General features: G+C 71.3%; 16 protein-coding genes and 1 pseudogene. 4 read left to right on the forward strand and 13 right to left on the reverse strand.

Features of this window, described 5'->3' with window-relative positions:
• Nucleotide 1: 1 nt before the first annotated feature.
• Nucleotides 2-559: a hypothetical protein gene (locus tag QQG74_RS22565; protein WP_341716748.1), complete on the reverse strand. Its 558-nt coding sequence runs from the start codon at nt 557-559 to the stop codon at nt 2-4.
• A gap of 134 nt (nt 560-693) precedes the next feature.
• On the opposite strand from QQG74_RS22565, the gene QQG74_RS22570 reads away from it, so the two are divergent.
• The 3 genes from QQG74_RS22570 (at nt 694) to QQG74_RS22580 (ending at nt 3,525) form a co-directional block, all read left to right on the forward strand.
• Complete coding sequence (locus tag QQG74_RS22570) at nt 694-1,920, forward strand: hypothetical protein (RefSeq protein WP_341716749.1); 1,227 nt, start codon at nt 694-696, stop codon at nt 1,918-1,920.
• A gap of 77 nt (nt 1,921-1,997) precedes the next feature.
• Complete coding sequence (locus QQG74_RS22575) at nt 1,998-2,447, forward strand: hypothetical protein (protein WP_341716750.1); 450 nt, start codon at nt 1,998-2,000, stop codon at nt 2,445-2,447.
• A 49-nt stretch (nt 2,448-2,496) separates the two neighbouring features.
• Complete coding sequence (locus tag QQG74_RS22580; RefSeq protein ID WP_341716751.1) at nt 2,497-3,525, forward strand: hypothetical protein; 1,029 nt, start codon at nt 2,497-2,499, stop codon at nt 3,523-3,525.
• Between the two features lie 21 nt (nt 3,526-3,546).
• Here the strand turns inward: QQG74_RS22580 and QQG74_RS22585 are convergent, their stop codons facing one another.
• The 11 genes and pseudogenes from QQG74_RS22585 to QQG74_RS22635 form a co-directional block, all read right to left on the reverse strand.
• The gene (locus QQG74_RS22585) at nt 3,547-4,203 is read right to left on the reverse strand and encodes an acVLRF1 family peptidyl-tRNA hydrolase (RefSeq protein ID WP_341716752.1); all 657 of its coding nucleotides are present in this window, start codon (nt 4,201-4,203) and stop codon (nt 3,547-3,549) included.
• 127 nt (nt 4,204-4,330) lie between these two features.
• Nucleotides 4,331-8,023 carry a M12 family metallo-peptidase gene (locus tag QQG74_RS22590; RefSeq protein ID WP_341716753.1) on the reverse strand — a complete coding sequence of 1,231 codons (3,693 nt, stop codon included), beginning with the start codon at nt 8,021-8,023 and terminating at the stop codon, nt 4,331-4,333.
• 224 nt (nt 8,024-8,247) lie between these two features.
• Nucleotides 8,248-9,011 (reverse strand): annotated as a pseudogene (locus QQG74_RS22595) (LysE family transporter).
• 340 nt (nt 9,012-9,351) lie between these two features.
• On the reverse strand, nt 9,352-9,732 hold the full coding sequence (locus QQG74_RS22600) for a metal-sulfur cluster assembly factor (RefSeq protein WP_341716754.1): 381 nt from the start codon (nt 9,730-9,732) through the stop codon (nt 9,352-9,354).
• Nucleotides 9,729-10,205 (reverse strand): Fe-S cluster assembly sulfur transfer protein SufU, encoded by a 477-nt coding sequence (gene sufU / locus QQG74_RS22605; protein WP_341716755.1) that lies wholly within the window; start codon nt 10,203-10,205, stop codon nt 9,729-9,731. Before sufU ends, QQG74_RS22600 begins: the two co-directional genes overlap by 4 nt.
• The gene (locus tag QQG74_RS22610; RefSeq protein WP_341716756.1) at nt 10,205-11,509 is read right to left on the reverse strand and encodes a cysteine desulfurase; all 1,305 of its coding nucleotides are present in this window, start codon (nt 11,507-11,509) and stop codon (nt 10,205-10,207) included. The genes sufU and QQG74_RS22610 overlap by 1 nt, the downstream gene beginning before the upstream one ends.
• Before the next feature lie 26 nt (nt 11,510-11,535).
• Nucleotides 11,536-12,309: a Fe-S cluster assembly ATPase SufC gene (gene sufC, locus QQG74_RS22615; RefSeq protein ID WP_341716757.1), complete on the reverse strand. Its 774-nt coding sequence runs from the start codon at nt 12,307-12,309 to the stop codon at nt 11,536-11,538.
• Entirely contained in the window at nt 12,309-12,653 is a 345-nt protein-coding gene (locus tag QQG74_RS22620) for a non-heme iron oxygenase ferredoxin subunit (RefSeq protein ID WP_341721321.1), read from the reverse strand. The genes sufC and QQG74_RS22620 overlap by 1 nt, the downstream gene beginning before the upstream one ends.
• Nucleotides 12,653-13,795 carry a Fe-S cluster assembly protein SufD gene (gene sufD, locus QQG74_RS22625; RefSeq protein ID WP_341716758.1) on the reverse strand — a complete coding sequence of 381 codons (1,143 nt, stop codon included), beginning with the start codon at nt 13,793-13,795 and terminating at the stop codon, nt 12,653-12,655. Before sufD ends, QQG74_RS22620 begins: the two co-directional genes overlap by 1 nt.
• An 82-nt stretch (nt 13,796-13,877) precedes the next feature.
• Nucleotides 13,878-15,308 (reverse strand): Fe-S cluster assembly protein SufB, encoded by a 1,431-nt coding sequence (gene sufB / locus QQG74_RS22630; RefSeq protein ID WP_341716759.1) that lies wholly within the window; start codon nt 15,306-15,308, stop codon nt 13,878-13,880.
• The gene (locus QQG74_RS22635) at nt 15,305-15,964 is read right to left on the reverse strand and encodes a transcriptional regulator (protein WP_341721322.1); all 660 of its coding nucleotides are present in this window, start codon (nt 15,962-15,964) and stop codon (nt 15,305-15,307) included. The genes sufB and QQG74_RS22635 overlap by 4 nt, the downstream gene beginning before the upstream one ends.
• A gap of 225 nt (nt 15,965-16,189) precedes the next feature.
• Here QQG74_RS22635 and QQG74_RS22640 point away from each other — a divergent pair, with 225 nt between their 5' ends.
• Nucleotides 16,190-17,152 (forward strand): COX15/CtaA family protein, encoded by a 963-nt coding sequence (locus QQG74_RS22640; RefSeq protein ID WP_341716760.1) that lies wholly within the window; start codon nt 16,190-16,192, stop codon nt 17,150-17,152.
• Between the two features lie 33 nt (nt 17,153-17,185).
• On the opposite strand, the gene QQG74_RS22645 is transcribed toward QQG74_RS22640, so the two are convergent.
• Complete coding sequence (locus tag QQG74_RS22645) at nt 17,186-18,133, reverse strand: hypothetical protein (protein WP_341716761.1); 948 nt, start codon at nt 18,131-18,133, stop codon at nt 17,186-17,188.
• Nucleotides 18,134-18,225 lie beyond the last annotated feature (92 nt).

An 18,225-nucleotide genomic window follows, 5' to 3' on the forward strand; every position in this document is an offset into this window, starting at 1 on the left:
GCTACCGCGCCAACTGGTCGGTCAGTTCCCGCCACCGGCGCGGGATACCGAGGTCGAAGTATCTGGCCTTGATCAGGATGATCTTCTGTTCCCGATCGGCGAACAGGGCCCGTACCGCCGAGTGCAGGTCGGCCAGGAAGCCGTGCTCACCGAGCCGGCGCAGACACCCGCTCTCCAGTTGGACGGACCAGCCCGCCATGCCGGTGGTGCGAATCCGGACGGCCCCCGAGGCGGACACCCCGGTACCCTCCACCGTGGCCAGATCCTCGGCGTACCGCTCGCGCCGGGGATCGCGCGGCTTCTCCTGGGCCAACTGGACGACCTCCTGCTGGGTCAGGCCCTGCGCGACGCGGTACGCCTCGGTCCGGGCCCGCTGGGCGGCCACCCAGGCCAGCATGCCCAACCGGGACAGCTGATAGCTGAGTTGGTTCTCGTTGTAGGTCTCGAAGGTGCCGGGCTGGAATCGCACCTCCACCTGACCGTCGGGCGACACCCGGGCCTCGATGTTGTGGTCGGGTGAGACGGCCCGTGCCGTCCGCTGCTGACTGTCGAAGGGCATGGCTCTCCTCCTCGAAGGCTTCCGGTGCATTGTCCGGAAAGGCTTTCCACTCGGTGCACCGCACCGCCCAACCCCGGTCGCCGGTATCCGAACCGCGGCCAGACCTGGGCAATATCGTGTGGTAGACATGCCCGGTGCTGACGATCCGGGGAATCGCCACGACGCTCACCGCCCTCGTCGCGGGCACCGCGACCCTGATCTCCCCTGCGGGAGCCGGGCCGGATGCCGGATCGCCGGTGCTGATCGCCGGCAGCGGCACCGCCGGCAACTCCGGTGACGGCGGACCGGCCGGAGCCGCCGAGCTGAACACGCCCACCGGGATCGCGGTGGCCCCGGACGGCACGGTGTACATCAGCGACACCGGCAACCGTACCGTCCGGGCGGTCTCACCCGACGGCACGATCAGCACGGTCGCCGGCAGCGGCCGGGCGGGCAGCCCGGACGACCGTCTTCCGGCCGATGCCCGCGGCACCGAGGTGGACCTGGGCAGCCCCGGCAACCTGGCGCTCGGTCCGGACGGGACGCTCTACCTGGTCGACGGCGCGCTGTTCCGGATCTTCGCGCTCGCCCCGGACGGCGCGATCTCGGTGGTGGCCGGCACCGGGCGACCCGGCTCGGCCGGCGATGGCGGCCCGGCCACGGCCGCCGCGATCAACCAGCCCGGTGGCCTGGCCGTGGCCGCCGACGGCACGCTCTACCTTGGGGATCTGGCCAACCGACGGGTACGCGCCATCACGCCGTCCGGCACCATCGACACCATCGCCGGCAACGGGGCGAGCCAGCTCACCGCGGCGGGTGGCCCGGCGACCGAACTGCCGCTGCCGGCCGTGAACAGCATCTCGGTCGCGCCCGACGGCGACGTGTGGCTCGCGGACGCGCTGGTGCTGCACCGCCTCCGCGACGGCGAGATCGCCACCGTGAGCAGACCCGGTGACGCGGTGACCGACGACGGGCCGTGGACGCTGTCCACCTCGGCGACCTGGCCGCCGGCCGAGCCGCCGCTGAACAACGTCGCCGCGATCGCCGCCAGTGCTCGGGGCGTCCACCTCTACGACCAGGGCGAGCGGAAGATCCGCCGGCTGGGCCCGGACGGGGTGGTACGCACCGTCGCCACGCTCGACGCGCAGACCGTCGGCACCGTGGTGCCCCAACTCGCCGCGAACGGCTCGGACACGGTCTACCTGCTGGCCACCAGCGAACACCGGGTGTACGCGGTGCACGACGACGGCGGCGGCGCAGCGTCGCCACCGGACGACGACGAGGCCGGCGGCGCAACCCGCTGGTGGCTGCTGGCCGCCGGGGCTGGCGTGCTGGCCGTACTGGTGGCCGGCTGGGCGCTGACCCGGCGCCGCCGATCCTGAACCCGGGCGGCTGCCCGTACGACCGCCCCGTCGGCCCCGGCCGGCGCGGAACCGACACCTACCGACACAGGGACGGGATGATGGCTGAAGTTGTTGGTGGTGACCTCTACCGCCTGTGGCGGGTCTCGGAGGTGCACCTCCCCCGGATCGCCGACGTCTACTACGACGCGGCCCGTACGGTCGCCGGGGCGCGCGGTTCCGGCTCGTCAAGCGACGCCGACGCGTTTCGGGACAGCACGCCTGTCTACCCGGGGTCGAGTGTGCTGTCCAGCCCGGTAGGAGCTGCCTGGGCCCAGCTGCGCAACGAGTTGCAGCACATGTACACCCAGATCGGCGACACCGTCCAGCTCGCCGGGGACGGCATCCGGGACGCGACTCAGGCGTACCTCGACACCGACCAGGTGAACGCCGACGCGCTGCGGCTCTACCTGAACGACCCCCGCAACCACAACCTGGACGATCCGGCGTCCAACCCGCCGGCCGTGGGCGACGACGACCACCCCGGCACCGCGCCGCCGCTGCCCTGACCGGCAGCGTCACCGACCCCGAACCGGCAGCCAGAAGGACACCCCTGCGATGACCGACACCGTGACCACCCCGGCCGAGCTGCGTGGCGGCAGCTACGAGAGCACCGTACGGACCAAGGCCGAGCAGTTGAAGCAGGAACTGATCCGGCAGACGCTCGACGACATCGAGTCGTGGCGCAAGGCCGTCGACGTGCAGTGGCAGCAACAGCACGGCCCCGACGCGGTCCCGCTGTCGCCGATCCCGCCGGAGGAGATCGAGGGGTATCGCCAGACCGTCCGCGACGAGTACTACCAGTGGGTGGTGCCCGCGTTCGAGCGGCACCTGATGCCGGACCCGGACGCCATCAACCCGATGATCGACGGCCTGCGCACCATCGAGAGTTCGTTCCAGGGCAGCCAGGACAACGCGGGCAACTTCGTGCCGGCCAGCGCCGCCCTCTCCCGGATCAACGACGTCCGGTCGGACATGAACCACTGGGAGGGCGACCTCCAGGTCAACTTCATCGACAACTTCCTCACGCCGTTGCAGAACGTCTCGGTAAACCAGGCGGCGGTGGCCAAGGTGGTCCGGGAACAGCTCGAATGCAGCAAGGTCATGTACATCCGCTACCGCAAGGCGGTCGTGCAGCTGCTCGACCAGTCCATCGCCGCGGTCAAGGAGTTGAACAACAGCAAGGACCCGAAGAGCTTCACCTGGGGAACGCTCGTCGGCATCGCCGTCGGCACCGGGCTCACGCTCGCCACCGGTGGGGTGGCCGTCGCCGGTGCCGTCCTGATCATCAGCAGCACCATGGCGCAGGGGCTGGTGCCGGACCCGCCGAAGACCAACGAGCTGAGCGCGCCGACCGCCCAGGAGGTGGCGGTGAACATCAGCGACGCGCTGAGCAAGCTCAGCGGCGACGTGTTCGAGGAGGAACGCAAGGTCCGCGACGCCTTCACCAACATCTGCGACACCATCGCCACCTCGCGGGCCGCCTCGATCAGGAGCAACACCTCCGGCCCGCTCGCGGTCGCCACGCCCGCCGTGAGCAACGCCCGGCCGTCCGAGATCACCGACGGCTCGCTGCGCCCCTCCTGAACGAGGCCGGTCGCGGTTTCGTCAACCGTCCGGCTGCGGTTCGCGTACCAGGATGCGGACCGCGCGGGCGGCGGCGACGGCGGCCAGCAGCACCGCGTGCCGGGGCTCCGGCACGTCCAGCAGCCGATCGGCGCGCAGCGCGGCCAGCGGCGCGAGCCGGCGGTCGGCCAGGACGGTGTCCACGGCCCGCCGGTCCCCGCCGGCCACCACCGCGTCCAGCCGGTCGACCTGCGGCAGCAGCAGCCGGGCCGCCAGCTCCACCGCGTCGGCAAACGCCGCCTTGGCCTGGTTGTCCCGCCGCCGGGCGAAACGCTGCTGCGACCAGCCACCGGCGGCGGTACGCCCCTGCACGTAGCGGGTGTCCACCTTGTGCACCGGCAGCCGCTCCCCCTCGGCCACCCCCACCGCCACCGCACCCTTGCGGGCCAGCAGCAGGCCGATCCGGTGCGGTGCCGTCGCGGCGGCCACGAAGGTGGCCAGATCCGAGGTGGGCGGCGCGCCCGGTGGGGTGTGCAGCTCGGCGGTGGCACCGTCCGGGGCGGTCAGCCGCAGCCCGTACCCCTCGACGGTGGTGGCGGGCGGGCCGTGCCGGTCGGTGAAGCCGGCCACCCAGCGCGCGACGCGGGCCGGTTCGACCTCCACCCATCGGCCACCCCCGGCCGCCGGCCTGCTGCTCATGCCACGACCGTACGACACGGGCCGACGACGCCGCCCGGCGGGAAACGAGTGACGCGGCAGGACACCCGGGTGGATGTCCTGCCGCGTGCGGTCCTCGCCGGTCAGTACACGGTGCGGTTGCCGCCGGTCAGTGCACGGTGAGGTTGCCGCCGGTCAGCTTCACCTCGCCGGTACCCGCACCCGTCCAGTCGGACGAGAGGAGCAGCCGACCACCCTGCCAGAGGGTGAGCCCGACGCTGTCGTTGCGGCCCGGCGCACCCCGGTCGGTCACCGTGACCGTCAGCGTCAGACCGTTCGCCACCAGCTTGCCCTTGCTGTCGTGCAGGCTGGCCCGGTAGCGCACCTGAGCCGTCTTGCCGGCGGAGGTCACGCCGAGGCCGTCGATGCTGGTGGCCTTGACCTGATAGGTCTTGCCGCCGGAGCGGAACTCGATCTCGGCCTTGCCCGAGGCGGCCTTCTTACCGGTGGCCGGCTTGGCGTTCAGCTCCACGGTGACCTTCGAGTTCCGGTCGGCCGGGTACGCCCCGGCGGACCGGTCGACGCTGAGGTGACCGCCACCGGTGAGGAACCCGCCGTCGGAGCCGGCCACCCGCACCGTGGCGGTGGTGCTGCCGGTGTAGTAGCCACCGACCGTCGCGGTGACCTGGTGGGTGCCCGCCGGCAGGGTGGCCTCGCAGGCCGCCGAACCGGTGGTGGTGGCGGTGGCGAGCAACTCCACCGGTGCGGTGCAGAGCGTCGCGCCGCCCGCAGTGAAGGTCACCGTGGCGTTGCGCAGGTCACCGCCGGTGGTGTCGGCCGCCGAGGGCAGCACGGAGCTGTCCCGTAGCACCGCCCGCAGCAGGGTCCGGCTGGCGTCCCCACGGTTCGCGGTGCTCACCAGCGTGTCGCCGGCCCAGGTCGCCGCCGCGTCCTCTGGGGTGACCCGGATGGTGAACGAGGTGCTGCCGGTCAGGCCGGTGCCGTCGGAGACGGTGACGGTGACCGGGTAGTCGCCGGGGGCCGCCGTGGTGCTGCCGGTGACCGTCCAGCTCCGGTTGCCGGGCCGGGTGTCGGTGCCGGTGGTGCTCGCCACGGTCAGTGCCAGGCCGGCCGGCAGACCGGTGGCGGACGCGGTGAGCGCCGCCCCGGCACCGTCGGCATCGGTTGCCGTGATCGTCACCGTCGGCGAGAGCGCGTCGCTGTACTGGACGCCGACCCCGCCCGCCGGGGCGTCGTCGGAGACCTCGGGGGCGGAGCGGATGGTGAACTCGGCATCGTTGACATCGAAGAAGATGTTCCCGACCGCCTCGATCTTGAGGCGGGCCTGTCCGGTCGCCACGTTCGGCAGGTGCACCGTCGCGCTACCGGTGTTCGGGGTGCGCTCGGCCAGCACGTACGGGAAGGTCTCGCCGCCGTTGACGGAAAGCGTGATCTTCACGTCGCCGACGTTCACCGGCGCCAGGTCGGTGCCGGCCACGTCCCAGGTCACGGTCTGGGCAGCGCCGCCGTCGACGACGGCGGCGCTGCCGTGCGAGGTGACCAGGAACGGCCCGGCGTCCGGTGCCAGGGTCACCGCGACGTCGGCGCTGCCGACGCCACCGCCGCCCAGCCGCCCGTCCCGGGCGGTGAGCTTGAAGTTGAGGGTCCGGTCGTTGTTGACGCCGACCCAGTCGCGGGTGGGCAGGAACTCCGAGTAGCAGTCCAGGATCTCCGGCGGGACGTTCGAGGCGCTACCGCTGGCCGGCGGAGCCGGGGCGGCCGGGCAGGTGCCGGTCGCCGCGTTTGTGTTGCCGGCCAGGATCTGCTTCAGGTCGGGGAAGACCCGGGTCGAGTTGGTGGTCACCGCGTTCTGGCCCGGCGAGTGGTACTTCAGGGCGTCCTCCGGTGACACCCACGCCGGCTCGCCGAAGACCCGGAACAGCGGGCCGTTGGTCTTGGTGTTGTTCATCAGCGCGGTACCGGCGGCGGCACCCCGGTCGTTCTGCTCCCACAGGTAGGTGAGCGTGTCCCGGTCGGCGTCGGTGGCGCTACCGGTGAGCGCGAACGGGGTACGCACCGGAATGGTGACGTTCTCCGGCACGGTGACCACGGGAGCGTGGTTGGTGGTCTGCTCAACCAGGTGGCCGCCGTTGTCGACGGCACCGCCCTTGGCGGTCTCACCGACGAAGCCGGTGACGCCGGTGAGGTTGCTGAGGGTGAGCGCGGCGACGTTCGTGGCGGCCAGGGTGCCACCGAAGGTGACCTGGAAGCCGGTGTCGTTCAGGGCGCCGCTGCCGCCGAAGGCGGCCACGGTCACCGTGGCGCCCGCCGGCCAACCGGGGATCGCCTCGATCGCCGCCTTGATCCCGGCGGTGGTGTAGTTGACCCCGCGCACGATCGGCGCGGAGTCCGCGCCGCCGTAGTTGACGGTGAACGAGTCACCGTCGGTGTCGAAGTCGCGCAGCGACACCGTCTGTACCTCGTTGATCGCCGGCCGGGTCGAGGTCACGAAGTTCGTGATCTCGGTGTAGGTGCGGTGCGACCAGTACGGGTCGGTGTGCGGCTGGAGGTTGTCCTGCTGGCAGATGCCGGCGTACGCCATGATCGACGAACCGCTGCCCGGCTCGTACGAGTTGGCCGCGCTGCGGTTGCCGCCCGAGCAGTTCCACTGGTTGCCGTTGAAGGTGTGGTTGCCGGCAAACTGGTGGCCGATCTCGTGCGCCACGTAGTCCACGGCGAAGTAGTCGCCGACCGGGTTCGGCAGGCCGGTGCAGCCACGCGCCTTGCCGTCGCCACCGACCACGCCGAGGCCGGCGACGCCGCCACCGCTGAGCCCCAGGCCGATGTGGCCGACGTCGTAGTTGCCGGCACCGATGAGCTGGCCGAGCACGATCCGGTTACGGTTCAGCAGGCCGCTGGTGCAGCCGCTGAGCTGGGCCGGGGTGTAGCAGGCGGCGCCACCGCACGGGCCGTTCGGCTCGGTGGCCAGCGCCGGGGTGTTCAGGTTCGTCTTGTCGGTGTCGTTGACCAGCACGAGCCGGATCGCGGTCTCGTCCTCGTAGATCTGGTTCACCCGGTTGATAAGCGTCACCTTCGCCGCGGTCACGTTCTCCGCGCCGAAGTAGTTGGCGTACGACGGGTCGGTGACGAACGCGAGGCGGTAGGTGCGCAGGGTGACCAGCGGCCCCACCACCGGCTCGTCGTGCGCCTCGTGGATCTCGTCGTGCAGCGCGTGGGCGGCCGATTCGACGTCCTCGCGCTCGACGAAGTCACCGCTGCGGTTCTCCAGGTCGCGGGCGAAGTAGCTGGCGTACAGGCTCTGGTCGCGCTGGTAATAGGGGTCGATGTACCAGACGCCGTCCGCCGAGCGGACCGAGGCGTGGAAGCCCAGCGGGGTCAGGTCGGCCCGGATCGTCGCGGTCGGATCGTCCAGGCCCCGGCCCGCGTACGTGTTGATCTCCGGATGCTGCGCCGCCAGGCCCGGCTCCATCACCTGTGATTTCACCAGCTCGAAGCGCTGGAAGGTGCCGTCGGGCGCAGGCAACGAGACGATCTGGCTCGCCTGGCGCAACGCCCGGCGGTTCTCCGTCGGCGCCTTGTCCAGCACGCCCTTGATGCCGGCCCGGTCCAGGGTGTAGGCGCTCAGTCGCTTCGCCTTGATGGCGGCCGACCGGCCGGACTTGGTTGCGGCGGGCTTACCGTCCACTTTGCGCCATGGCCCGTCGGCCGAGGGTGCGGCGCCGGCCGGCGCCGGTGCCGCCAGGACCGGCAGCATCGCCGCGGTGAGCGCGGCAACCAGGACGCCGGCCAGTCGGCCACGCCGGGACCGGCCACCTGATTGGTGGGTGCGGGGGATCCTCAAGTCAGCTCCCTGATCGTGAAGGGTGAGACCGAACCGCACCGTCCGGGTCGGCGGAACGGACGCGGATGATCTACGGACCTGACAGCACCCTAGGCGGACGGCGGATGCCGAACATCCACCGAACAGCGGAAGAAGCTCTGGCACGACGGCCGGGCAGGCGAGTCGCAACACGACGGTCGCGGGTTCTTCACATGTGGAGCACCGACAGTGGACCGAGTGACCCGTCAGTGACTGAGGAGGGTGGCGACGGCGAGTGCCGCGATGATGGTGCTCGACAGCAGGGCGGTGACCAGGCGACCGCGGTCGCTGGTGAGCACCCGGCCGACCACCGTGCCGCCAGCGGCGATCAGCAGTTGCCAACTGGCCGAGGCGAGGAACACCCCGAGGGTGAACAGCGTCGCGATGGCGGTCCCGGAGCCGCCCAGGTCCGCCCGGCCGAGCACCAGCGCCGTGAAGTAGACGACGGTGGCGGGGTTGAGCAGGGTCAGCGCGAGGACCCCGACGAACGCCCGCACCGGCGTCTCCAGACCTCGCCGCCCGGCCCGGCCACCCGACCGCCCCGCGCCGTCCGCCCGCCCTCCTGCGCTCGGCTGACGCTCGACGTCCGCCTGGCCTTCGGCGCTCGGCTGGCCCTCGGCGCCCGGCTGACGCTCGATATCCGCCTGGCCCTCGGCGTGTGCGGTCGGCCGGGCGGGGCTGCGGGGCCGCAGGGCCCGCCACGCCCCGTGCCCGGCGAGGCCGAAAGCACCGCCGCCGCGACCAGCCGCAACGGCGTGGCGAGCGGCGCCAACCAACCGGCGACGACGGCCCCGCCGAACGCCGCCACGCCGGCGTAGACCCCGTCCGCGGTGGCCACCCCGAGCGCGGCGGACGCGCCGACCCGGAACGAGGTGCGCGCGGCGAGCCCGAGAATGAGTACGGCGATCGCGCCCACCGGAATCGCGACACCGTAGCCGGCGACCAGGCCGGCCAGGAACGCGGCGGTCACGAACGTACGCGACGCGGTGAGAGCGGACCCGCAGCCCGGCACTGTCGACGCGCGGCGGTGGCCACGGCGACAGGAGACGGCTGGATCATCGGGTACGTCTCACTCACGCCGACATCCTGCCCGCCCCCTGCCGCCAGCCGCCACTGGTTATGGCTGGCCGAGCTTGGTGTACGGCGAAAGCCGAAGACGACTATTCGGGTCACCGACGGTGGCCAGCGCGAAGGGACGACCGCGGCAGAGCGCAGGACAGGTAGACATCGGGCGCGGCACCTGGTGGGTGCCGCGCCCGACGGGGAGCTCGTTTCTGGATGGGCGGTCTGGCCGGCCGCGGCGCGACAGGTCAGACGTTGAAGCCGAGGGAGCGGAGCTGATCGCGGCCCTCGTCAGTGATCTTGTCGGGACCCCATGGCGGCAACCAGACCCAGTTGATCCGGATGTCGTTGACCAGTCCGCCGCCGGGACCGGTGGTCAGCGCCTGGCGGGCCTGGTCCTCGATCACATCGGTGAGCGGGCAGGCCGCCGAGGTGAGCGTCATGTCCAGGGTGGCCACGTTCTCGTCGTCGACGTGCACGCCGTAGACCAGGCCGAGGTCGACCACGTTGATGCCCAGCTCCGGGTCGACGACGTCCTTCATCGCCTCTTCGACATCGGCCACAGCGGCCTTGCCGCCACCGGTGGCCACGGCCCCGGTCTCCGGCGTGGTGGCAGTTTCCTCGGTCATGCCTTCACCTCCGTCGGGCTCACGCCCACCCCGGCGCGTGCCGCAGCGTCCTTGAACGCCATCCACGGCAACAGCGCGCACTTGACCCGGGCGGGATAGCGGGCAACTCCCTCGAACGCCACCCCGTCGCCGAGCACTTCCTCGTCCGGCGTGACCTGGCCACGGCCGGACATCAACGTCACAAACGCCGCGTGCACCGCAAGCGCCTCGGCGGCACCCCGCCCGGTCAGCAACTCGTGCAGCACGCTCGCGGACGCCTGGCTGATCGAACAGCCCATCCCGTCGTACGACACGTCGTGCAGGACGTCGCCGTCGGTGGCGACCCGGACGGTCACCTCGTCGCCGCAGGTCGGGTTGACGTGGTGCGCCTCGCCCACCTGGTCGGCCGGGTCGGCGGCGTCGCGCAACCCGCGACCGTGCGGGTGCTTGTAGTGGTCCAGGATGATCTCCTGGTAGAGCGACTCAAGCTGCATCAGCCGAACACCTTCCGCACCTGCGCCAGGCCCGCCACCAGGGCGTCGATCTCCTCGGTGGTGGTGTAGAGGTAGAACGAGGCCCGGGTCATCGCCGGCACCCCGAACCGGGTGCAGACCGGCCGGGCGCAGTGGTGACCCACCCGGACCTGCACGCCGAGGGCGTCCAGCACCTGCCCCACGTCGTGCGGATGCACGTCACCGAGGGCGAACGAGATCGTGCCGCCCCGGCCGACCGGTACCTCCGGCCCGAAGATCCGCAGGCCGGGCACGCTGCCCAGGGCATCCAGGGCGTACGCGGTCAACTGCTTCTCGTGCCACTGGATCGCCGGCATGCCGAGGCCGGTGAGGTAGTCCACCGCCGCGCCGAGCGCGACCGCCTCGGCGATCGGCGGGGTGCCGGCCTCGAAGCGGGCCGGCGGCGCGGCGAACGTGGAGCCGCCCAACGTCACGGTCTCGATCATCGAGCCGCCACCGAGCACCGGGGGCATCGCGGCGAGCAGCTCGGCCCGCCCCCAGAGCACCCCGATGCCGGTCGGGCCGCACATCTTGTGCCCGGTGAAGACGATGAAGTCCGCGTCCAGGTCGACCACGTCGATGGGCATGTGCGGCACCGACTGCGAGCAGTCCCACAGCAGCAACGCGCCCACCTCACGGACCCGGGCGGTGATCCGCGAGGTGGCGTTTACCGTGCCGAGGATGTTGGACATGTGCACCAGCGAGACGATCTTCGTCCGCTCGTTGACCAGATCCGTCAGCCCCGACTCGTCCAGCCGGCCGGCCTCGGTGACCGGAAACCAGCGCAGCGTCGCGCCGGTGCGCTCGGCCAGCAGCTGCCACGGGACGATGTTCGAGTGGTGCTCCATCTCGGAGATGACGATCTCGTCACCGGGGCCGAGCCGGAACCGGGGGTCGGCCCCGGTGCCCAGCGAGGCGTTCGAGAAGGCGTACGCCACCAGGTTGATCGCCTCGGTGGAGTTCTTGGTGAACACCACCTCGTCCACGCTTGGCGCGTTGACGAAGGCCGCGATCTTGCCCCGGGCCGCCTCGTACGCCTCGGTGGCCTCGGTGCCCAGCGTGTGCACCGACCGGGACACGTTGGCGTTGTGCCGCTCGTAGTGCTCGCGCAGCACGTCGAGCACCTGGCGCGGCTTGTGCGAGGTGTTGGCGCTGTCGAGGTAGACAAGCGGATGGCCGTTGATCTCCCGGTCCAGGATCGGGAAGTCGGCGCGTACCGCCGCCACGTCGTAACGCGGCACGTCGTCGTACTGCGGCATCCCCGGCGGGATCGCGATGGTGGTCATCGTCGTGACCGGCCCTTCCTCGGAATTCAGGCCCGCGCCGAACCGGCCCCGGCCACGTACCGCTCGTAACCCTCTTCCTCGAGCTTGTCGGCCAGCTCCGGGCCGCCCTGCTCGACGATCCGGCCGGCGACGAAGACGTGCACGAAGTCCGGCTTGATGTAGCGCAGGATCCGGGTGTAGTGGGTGATCAGCAGCAGCCCGGTGTTGCCGGTGTCGCGGACCCGGTTGACGCCCTCGCTGACCACGCGCAGCGCGTCCACGTCGAGACCGGAGTCGGTCTCGTCGAGGATGGCCATCTTCGGCTTGAGCAGCTCCAGCTGCACGATCTCGTGCCGCTTCTTCTCGCCGCCGGAGAAGCCCTCGTTGACGTTGCGCTGGGCGAAGGCCGGGTCCATGTGCAGACGCTCCATCGCCCCGCGCAGCTCGCCGCCCCAGGTACGCAGCTTCGGCGCCGCGCCGTCGATCGCGGTCTTGGCGGTACGCAGGAAGTTCGCCACCGACACCCCCGGCACCTCGACCGGGTACTGCATGGCCAGGAAGAGGCCGGCGCGGGCCCGCTCGTCGACGGAGAGCTCCAGCACGTCCACCCCGTCGAGGGTGACCGAACCGCCGGTGATCTCGTACTTCGGGTGGCCGGCGATCGAGTACGCCAGAGTCGACTTGCCGGAGCCGTTCGGGCCCATGATGGCGTGCGTCTCGCCGGAGCGCACGGTCAGGTCGACACCGTGCAGGATCGGCTTGAGCTCACCCTCGGGCAGCTTGACCGACACCTGCAGGTCACGGATCTCCAGGGTGCTCATTATCGGGTCACTCCATTACTCGGCAGCGGACGGCCGTCGCCGTCCACGGAAAGGTAGATGTCGCCGTCGCGGACGTCGACGGGATAGACGGGTACGGGTTCGGTGGCGGGCAGCCCGGTCGGCTCACCGGTACGCAGGTCGAAGCGGGAGCCGTGCAGCCAGCACTCAAGCGTGCAGCCCTCCACCTCGCCCTCGGAGAGGGCCACGGCGGCGTGCGAGCACTCGTCGTGCACGGCGTAGAACCGGTCGTCCTCGCCGTGCACGACGGCGACCTGGGTGCCGTTGACGTCGGCGCTGATCACGGTGCCCTTCGGCACGTCCTCGACGGCGCAGATGCGGATCATCACGCGCCGGCCTTCGTCAGCCGGGCCTCGATCGTCTCGCCGAGTCGCTCGCGCAGCCCCTCGACCGGGATCTTGTTCAACAGCTCGGCGAAGAAGCCGCGTACCACCAGCCGGCGCGCTTCGGCCTCCGGGATGCCCCGGGCCATCAGGTAGAACAGCTGCTCATCGTCGAAACGGCCGGTGGCGCTCGCGTGACCGGCACCGGCGATCTCGCCGGTCTCGATCTCCAGATTCGGTACGGAGTCGGCCCGCGCGCCGTCGGTGAGCAGCAGGTTCCGGTTGATCTCGTACGTGTCGGTGCCGGTCGCCTCGGCCCGGATCAGCACGTCGCCGACCCAGACCGTGCGGGCGCTCTCGCCCTGCAACGCGCCCCGGTAACCGACGTAGCTGCGGCAGTCCGGCACGGTGTGGTCGACCAGCTGGCGGTGCTCCAGGTGCTGGCCGGAGTCGGCGAAGTAGACGCCGTACAGCTCGGCCTCGCCGCCCCGGTCGGTGTATTCCACGGTGGTGTACTGACGGACCAGGTCGCCGCCGAGGGTGACCTGGACGTGCAGCACCCGCGCGTCCCGGCCCAGCCGCACCTTCAGGTGCTGGGCCTGCACCGCGTCGTCGGCCCAGTCGGCCACGGTGACCAGGGTCAGCTTCGCCCCATCGGCCACCGTCACCTCGACGTTGTCGGCAAGCGTCGTCGAACCGACGTGCTCCAGCACCAGGATCGCCTCGGCGAACCGGCCCACCTCGACGAAGGTGTGCCCGAAGGCCACCCCCTCGCTACCCTCGCCGACCGCCCGCAGGATGGTCGGGCCACTCACCACGGCGTCCTGCGCCACCCGTACCAGCAGCGCCTCCGTGGCACCGCCGTAGGCCAGCGCGCTGACCCGGTCGACGGGGGTGAGCACGCTGCCCACCCGCGGGTCGTCGGTGCCGACCCGCTGGACGGAGACGCCCTCGGGCAGCTCGTCGTGCTCGTGCCGGATCGTGCCGGTGGCGGTGCGGTCGTCGCCGACCAGCCCGCGCAGCCGCTTGAGCGGGGTGAAGCGCCACTCCTCCTCCAGGCCGGTCAGGGCCGGGAAGTCGGCGACGTCGTACGAGCGCAGCGCCTGCGACTTGGTGCTGGGCGGCGCGGAAGCCTGGGTAGTCATCTCGTCCTTGGTCTGTTCTTGCGACGACGGTTTGGTGCTTCGGTGGCGGGCCGGCCCGGGCCGACCCGCCGGTCGAGGCGGGTCAGCCGACCGCGCCCTCCATCTGGAGCTCGATCAGGCGGTTGAGCTCCAGGGCGTACTCCATCGGCAGTTCCTTGGCGATCGGCTCGATGAACCCGCGCACGATCATCGCCATCGCCTCGTCCTCGCTCAGACCCCGGCTCATCAGGTAGAAGAGCTGGTCCTCGCTGACCTTGGAGACGGTCGCCTCGTGCCCCATCGACACGTCGTCCTCGCGGATGTCGACGTACGGGTAGGTGTCGGAGCGGGAGATCGTGTCGACAAGCAGGGCGTCGCACTTGACCGTGCTGGCGCTGCTGTGCGAGCCCTCCAGCACCTGCACCAGGCCCCGGTACGAGGTCCGGCCGCCACCACGAGCGATCGACTTCGACACGATGGTGCTGCTGGTGTGCGGTGCCGCGTGCACCATCTTGGCGCCGGCGTCCTGGTGCTGCCCCTCACCGGCCATGGCCACCGAGAGCACCTCGCCCTTGGCGTGCTCGCCGGTCATGTAGACCGCCGGGTACTTCATGGTGACCTTGGAGCCGATGTTGCCGTCGATCCACTCCATGGTCGCGCCCTCGTGGCACACGGCGCGCTTGGTGACCAGGTTGTAGACGTTGTTGGACCAGTTCTGGATGGTCGTGTAGCGGCACCGGGCGTTCTTCTTGACGATGATCTCCACCACCGCGCTGTGCAGCGAGTCGGAGGAGTAGATGGGCGCGGTGCAGCCCTCGACGTAGTGCACGTACGCACCCTCGTCGACGATGATCAGCGTCCGCTCGAACTGGCCCATGTTCTCGGTGTTGATCCGGAAGTAGGCCTGTAGCGGGATCTCCACCTGCACGCCCTTCGGCACGTAGATGAACGAGCCACCGGACCACACGGAGGTGTTCAGCGCGGCGAACTTGTTGTCGCCGACCGGGATCACCGTGCCGAAGTACTCCTTGAACAGGTCCTCGTGCTCCTTGAGGGCGGTGTCGGTGTCGAGAAAGACGACACCCTGCTCCTCCAGGTCCTCACGGATCTTGTGGTAGACCACCTCGGACTCGTACTGCGCCGCGACCCCGGCGACCAGCCGCTGCTTCTCCGCCTCCGGGATGCCCAGCTTGTCGTAGGTGTTCTTGATGTCCTCGGGCAGGTCCTCCCAGCTGGTGGCCTGCTTCTCGGTGGAGCGCACGAAGTACTTGATGTTGTCGAAGTTGATCCCGGTGAGGTCCGCACCCCAGGCCGGCATCGGCTTGCGGTCGAACAGCCGCAGGCCCTTCAGGCGCAGGTCGAGCATCCAGGCCGGCTCGTTCTTCTTGGCCGAGATGTCCCGCACCACCGCCTCGTTGAGGCCACGCTGGGCGGAGGCACCGGCGACGTCCGGGTCGGCCCAGCCGTACTCGTAGTTGCCCAGGGCGGCGAGCTGCTCCTCCTGGGTCAGGGGCTGGACGATCTGCTCGGTCATCTATCTGTCCTCACAGTGGTGACGGTCTTACCGGACTGGGCAGGCGGCGGGCCGGGAATGTGCGTGGTGCACACCCCGTCGCCGTGCGCGATGGTGGCCAGGCGCTGCACGTGCGTGCCGACCAGGCGGGAAATCACCGTGGTCTCGGCCTCGCACAGCTGAGGGAACTCGGCGGCCACGTGCGCCACCGGGCAGTGGTGCTGGCAGAGCTGGCCGCCGGAAGCGATCGTGGACGCACTGGCAGCGTATCCCTCTGCGGTCAGCGCCGCGGCGAGTGCCTCCGCCCGGGCCATCGGATCGTCTCCGGCGTCGGCCAGAGCGGCCTGGCAGCGGGCCTCCAGGGCGGCCACCTGCTCGGCGGCGAACTCTGCCACCGCCTGCGTGCCGCCCGTGCGGGCGATCCAGCGCAGCGCGGCGGTGGCCATGTTGTCGTAGTGGTGGGTGCCACAGCGACTGCGGGCGGCGTCGGTCAGCAGGAACACCTTGGCCGGCCGGCCCCGCCCCCGGTGACCGCGGACGACCTGTTCGTTGGCAATCACGTCGCCGTCGGCGAGCATCGCGTCGAGGTGCCGGCGGATCGCCGCCGGGCTGAGCCCCAGCGCGGCACCCAACTGGGCGGCGGTGGCGGCCCGGCGCTCCAGCAGCAACTGGGTCACCCGGTCCCGGGTCGAGACGTCCGCCGACGCGGCACGGTTCTCCCCCGCAACCCGGGCGGACTGGGCCGCACCGGCGGCCGGACCGGCCGTCGGTCGGTGCCCAGGCAGCGCCGCCGCGTTTTTCACAACGCCAACGTTACGTAATTCGCGGGGGCCTCGCAAACTCGGGGTAGGGGTGATCCGAACCACCGGCGTGGCGGATCCGCACACGGCTCGATCACTACGATGCGTAGGATTTGCGCCGTGACGACCTCTGCCCGGTCTCCCGTCTCCACCACTCTGCTGCGTCGACTCGCGTTCGCGTCAATCGTCGCGAATGTCGCAATCGTCGGCACCGGCGGGCTGGTCCGACTGACCGCCTCCGGCCTGGGCTGCCCCACCTGGCCCCGGTGCACCGACGAGTCGTACGTCTCCACGCCGGAGATGGGCCTGCACGGGGCCATCGAGTTCGGCAACCGGCTGCTCACCTTCGCGGTCGGGGCCATCGCGCTCGCGGTGCTGGTGGCGGTGCTGCTGCACCGGCCCCGGCGGCCGGGACTGCTGCCGCTGGCCATCGGCGTGCTGTTCGGCATCCCGGCCCAGGCCGTGATCGGCGGGATCACCGTGCTGACCAACCTCAACCCGTGGGTGGTCGGGCTGCACTTCCTCGCCTCGATGGTGGTCATCGCCGTGGCGTACGCCCTCTGGCGGCGGATCAAGGACCCGGACGGACCGGTGGTGCCGACCGTGCCCGCACCGCTGCGCACCCTGGCCCGGCTCACCGTCGCGGTGAGCGCCTCCGTCCTGGTCGTCGGGACCTGGGTGACCGGCAGCGGACCGCACGCCGGCGACCACGGCGCGGCCCGCAACGGACTCGACCCGGAAACCATCTCCCAGGTGCACGCCGACGGGGTCTTCCTGCTGCTCGGCCTCTCCGTGGCGCTGGTCTTCGCCTTCCGCGCGGTCGGTGCCACCCGGGCCGCCCGGGCCGCCACCGTGCTTGTCGCGGTGGAGCTGGGCCAGGGCGTGATCGGCTTCGTGCAGTACTTCACCGACCTGCCCGCCTTGCTGGTCGGCGCGCACATGGTCGGCTCCTGCCTGGTGCTGCTGGCCTCCCTGGGCATGCTCTGGTCGACCCGGGAACGCCGCCCGACCGCCGTCACCGAGTCGTCCCGCCCCAGTCCCGCCGAGGTCCCGGTCCCCGCCTGAGCCCGCGCCCAGCCGGCCCCGGCGAAGACGTTCTCAGCCGGGTCGGTGCAGGTGGGTGGCGATCGCGTCGGCCAGCCGGTCGGGGGCGCCGTCGGCGTGGCCGAGGAACAGCGACGGCTCGGTCAGCTCCAACTCGACGAGCACGGGCGCACCGTTGTCGCCGGGCAACAGGTCCACCCGGGCGTAGAGCAGCCGCTCCGCCGCGCCGGGCACCGCCGCCAGCGCCTTCTCGGCCACCGCCAACTGCTCCTCGGTGGCGGTGCGCGAGCTGATCGTCTCCGGCCGGTACAACCCGCCCAGGCCGAGATCGGGGCCGGTCAGCAGGGCGTCCTTACGGATCGCGTGGCTGAACCTGAGCCCGCCCGGGCCGGCCAGAAAGAGCAGGGCCGTCTCACCGACGGTGTCCACCGCCCGGAGGTACGGCTGGATCATGGCGGTCCGGCCCGCCTCGGTGAGCCGGCGCACGTGCGCCTCGGCCAGCGTACGGTGCTCCGGGTCGGCCAGGTCGTAGCGGCCGGTGTCGGCGGCGCCCGCGCTTACGGTCGGCTTGATGACGTACTCGCCGTGCCCACCGCCGGGCCGCCAGGACCGGCCGGGGGTGACCCACTCGGTCGGCACGGTCGGCACCCCGGCGGCCGAGAGTTCGTCGAGGTAGCGCTTGTCGGTGTTCCAGCGGACCACGTCGGCCGGGTTGACCAGCCGGGGCACCCGCTCGGCCCAGGCGAGGAACTCGTCCCGGCGGGGCGCGTAGTCCCACGCGGAACGGAGCACCACCAGGTCGTACCCGGCCCAGTCGACCGTCGGGTCGTCCCAGACGGCCGGGGTCACCGGGATGCCGCGGGCGGCCAGCGGCGCGCACACCAGCCGGTCGTCCGCCTCCAGGTCGGCGAAGTCGGCGCAGGTCACGAGAGCGACCCGGGGGGTCTCCCGGGCCGGCAGGTGCTGCGGTGCTGCGGACGTGGCGGGCGGTTGTGCGCTCATGGCGTCGCTATCTCGGTGGAACGTGGCCACCAACTAGGGCGGTCGCAGCGGCCAGGCGGGCCACTGCGACCGATCGGATACGGGTCAGCTAT

The sequence above is a fragment of the Micromonospora sp. FIMYZ51 genome (assembly GCF_038246755.1).
Taxonomy (GTDB): domain Bacteria; phylum Actinomycetota; class Actinomycetes; order Mycobacteriales; family Micromonosporaceae; genus Micromonospora.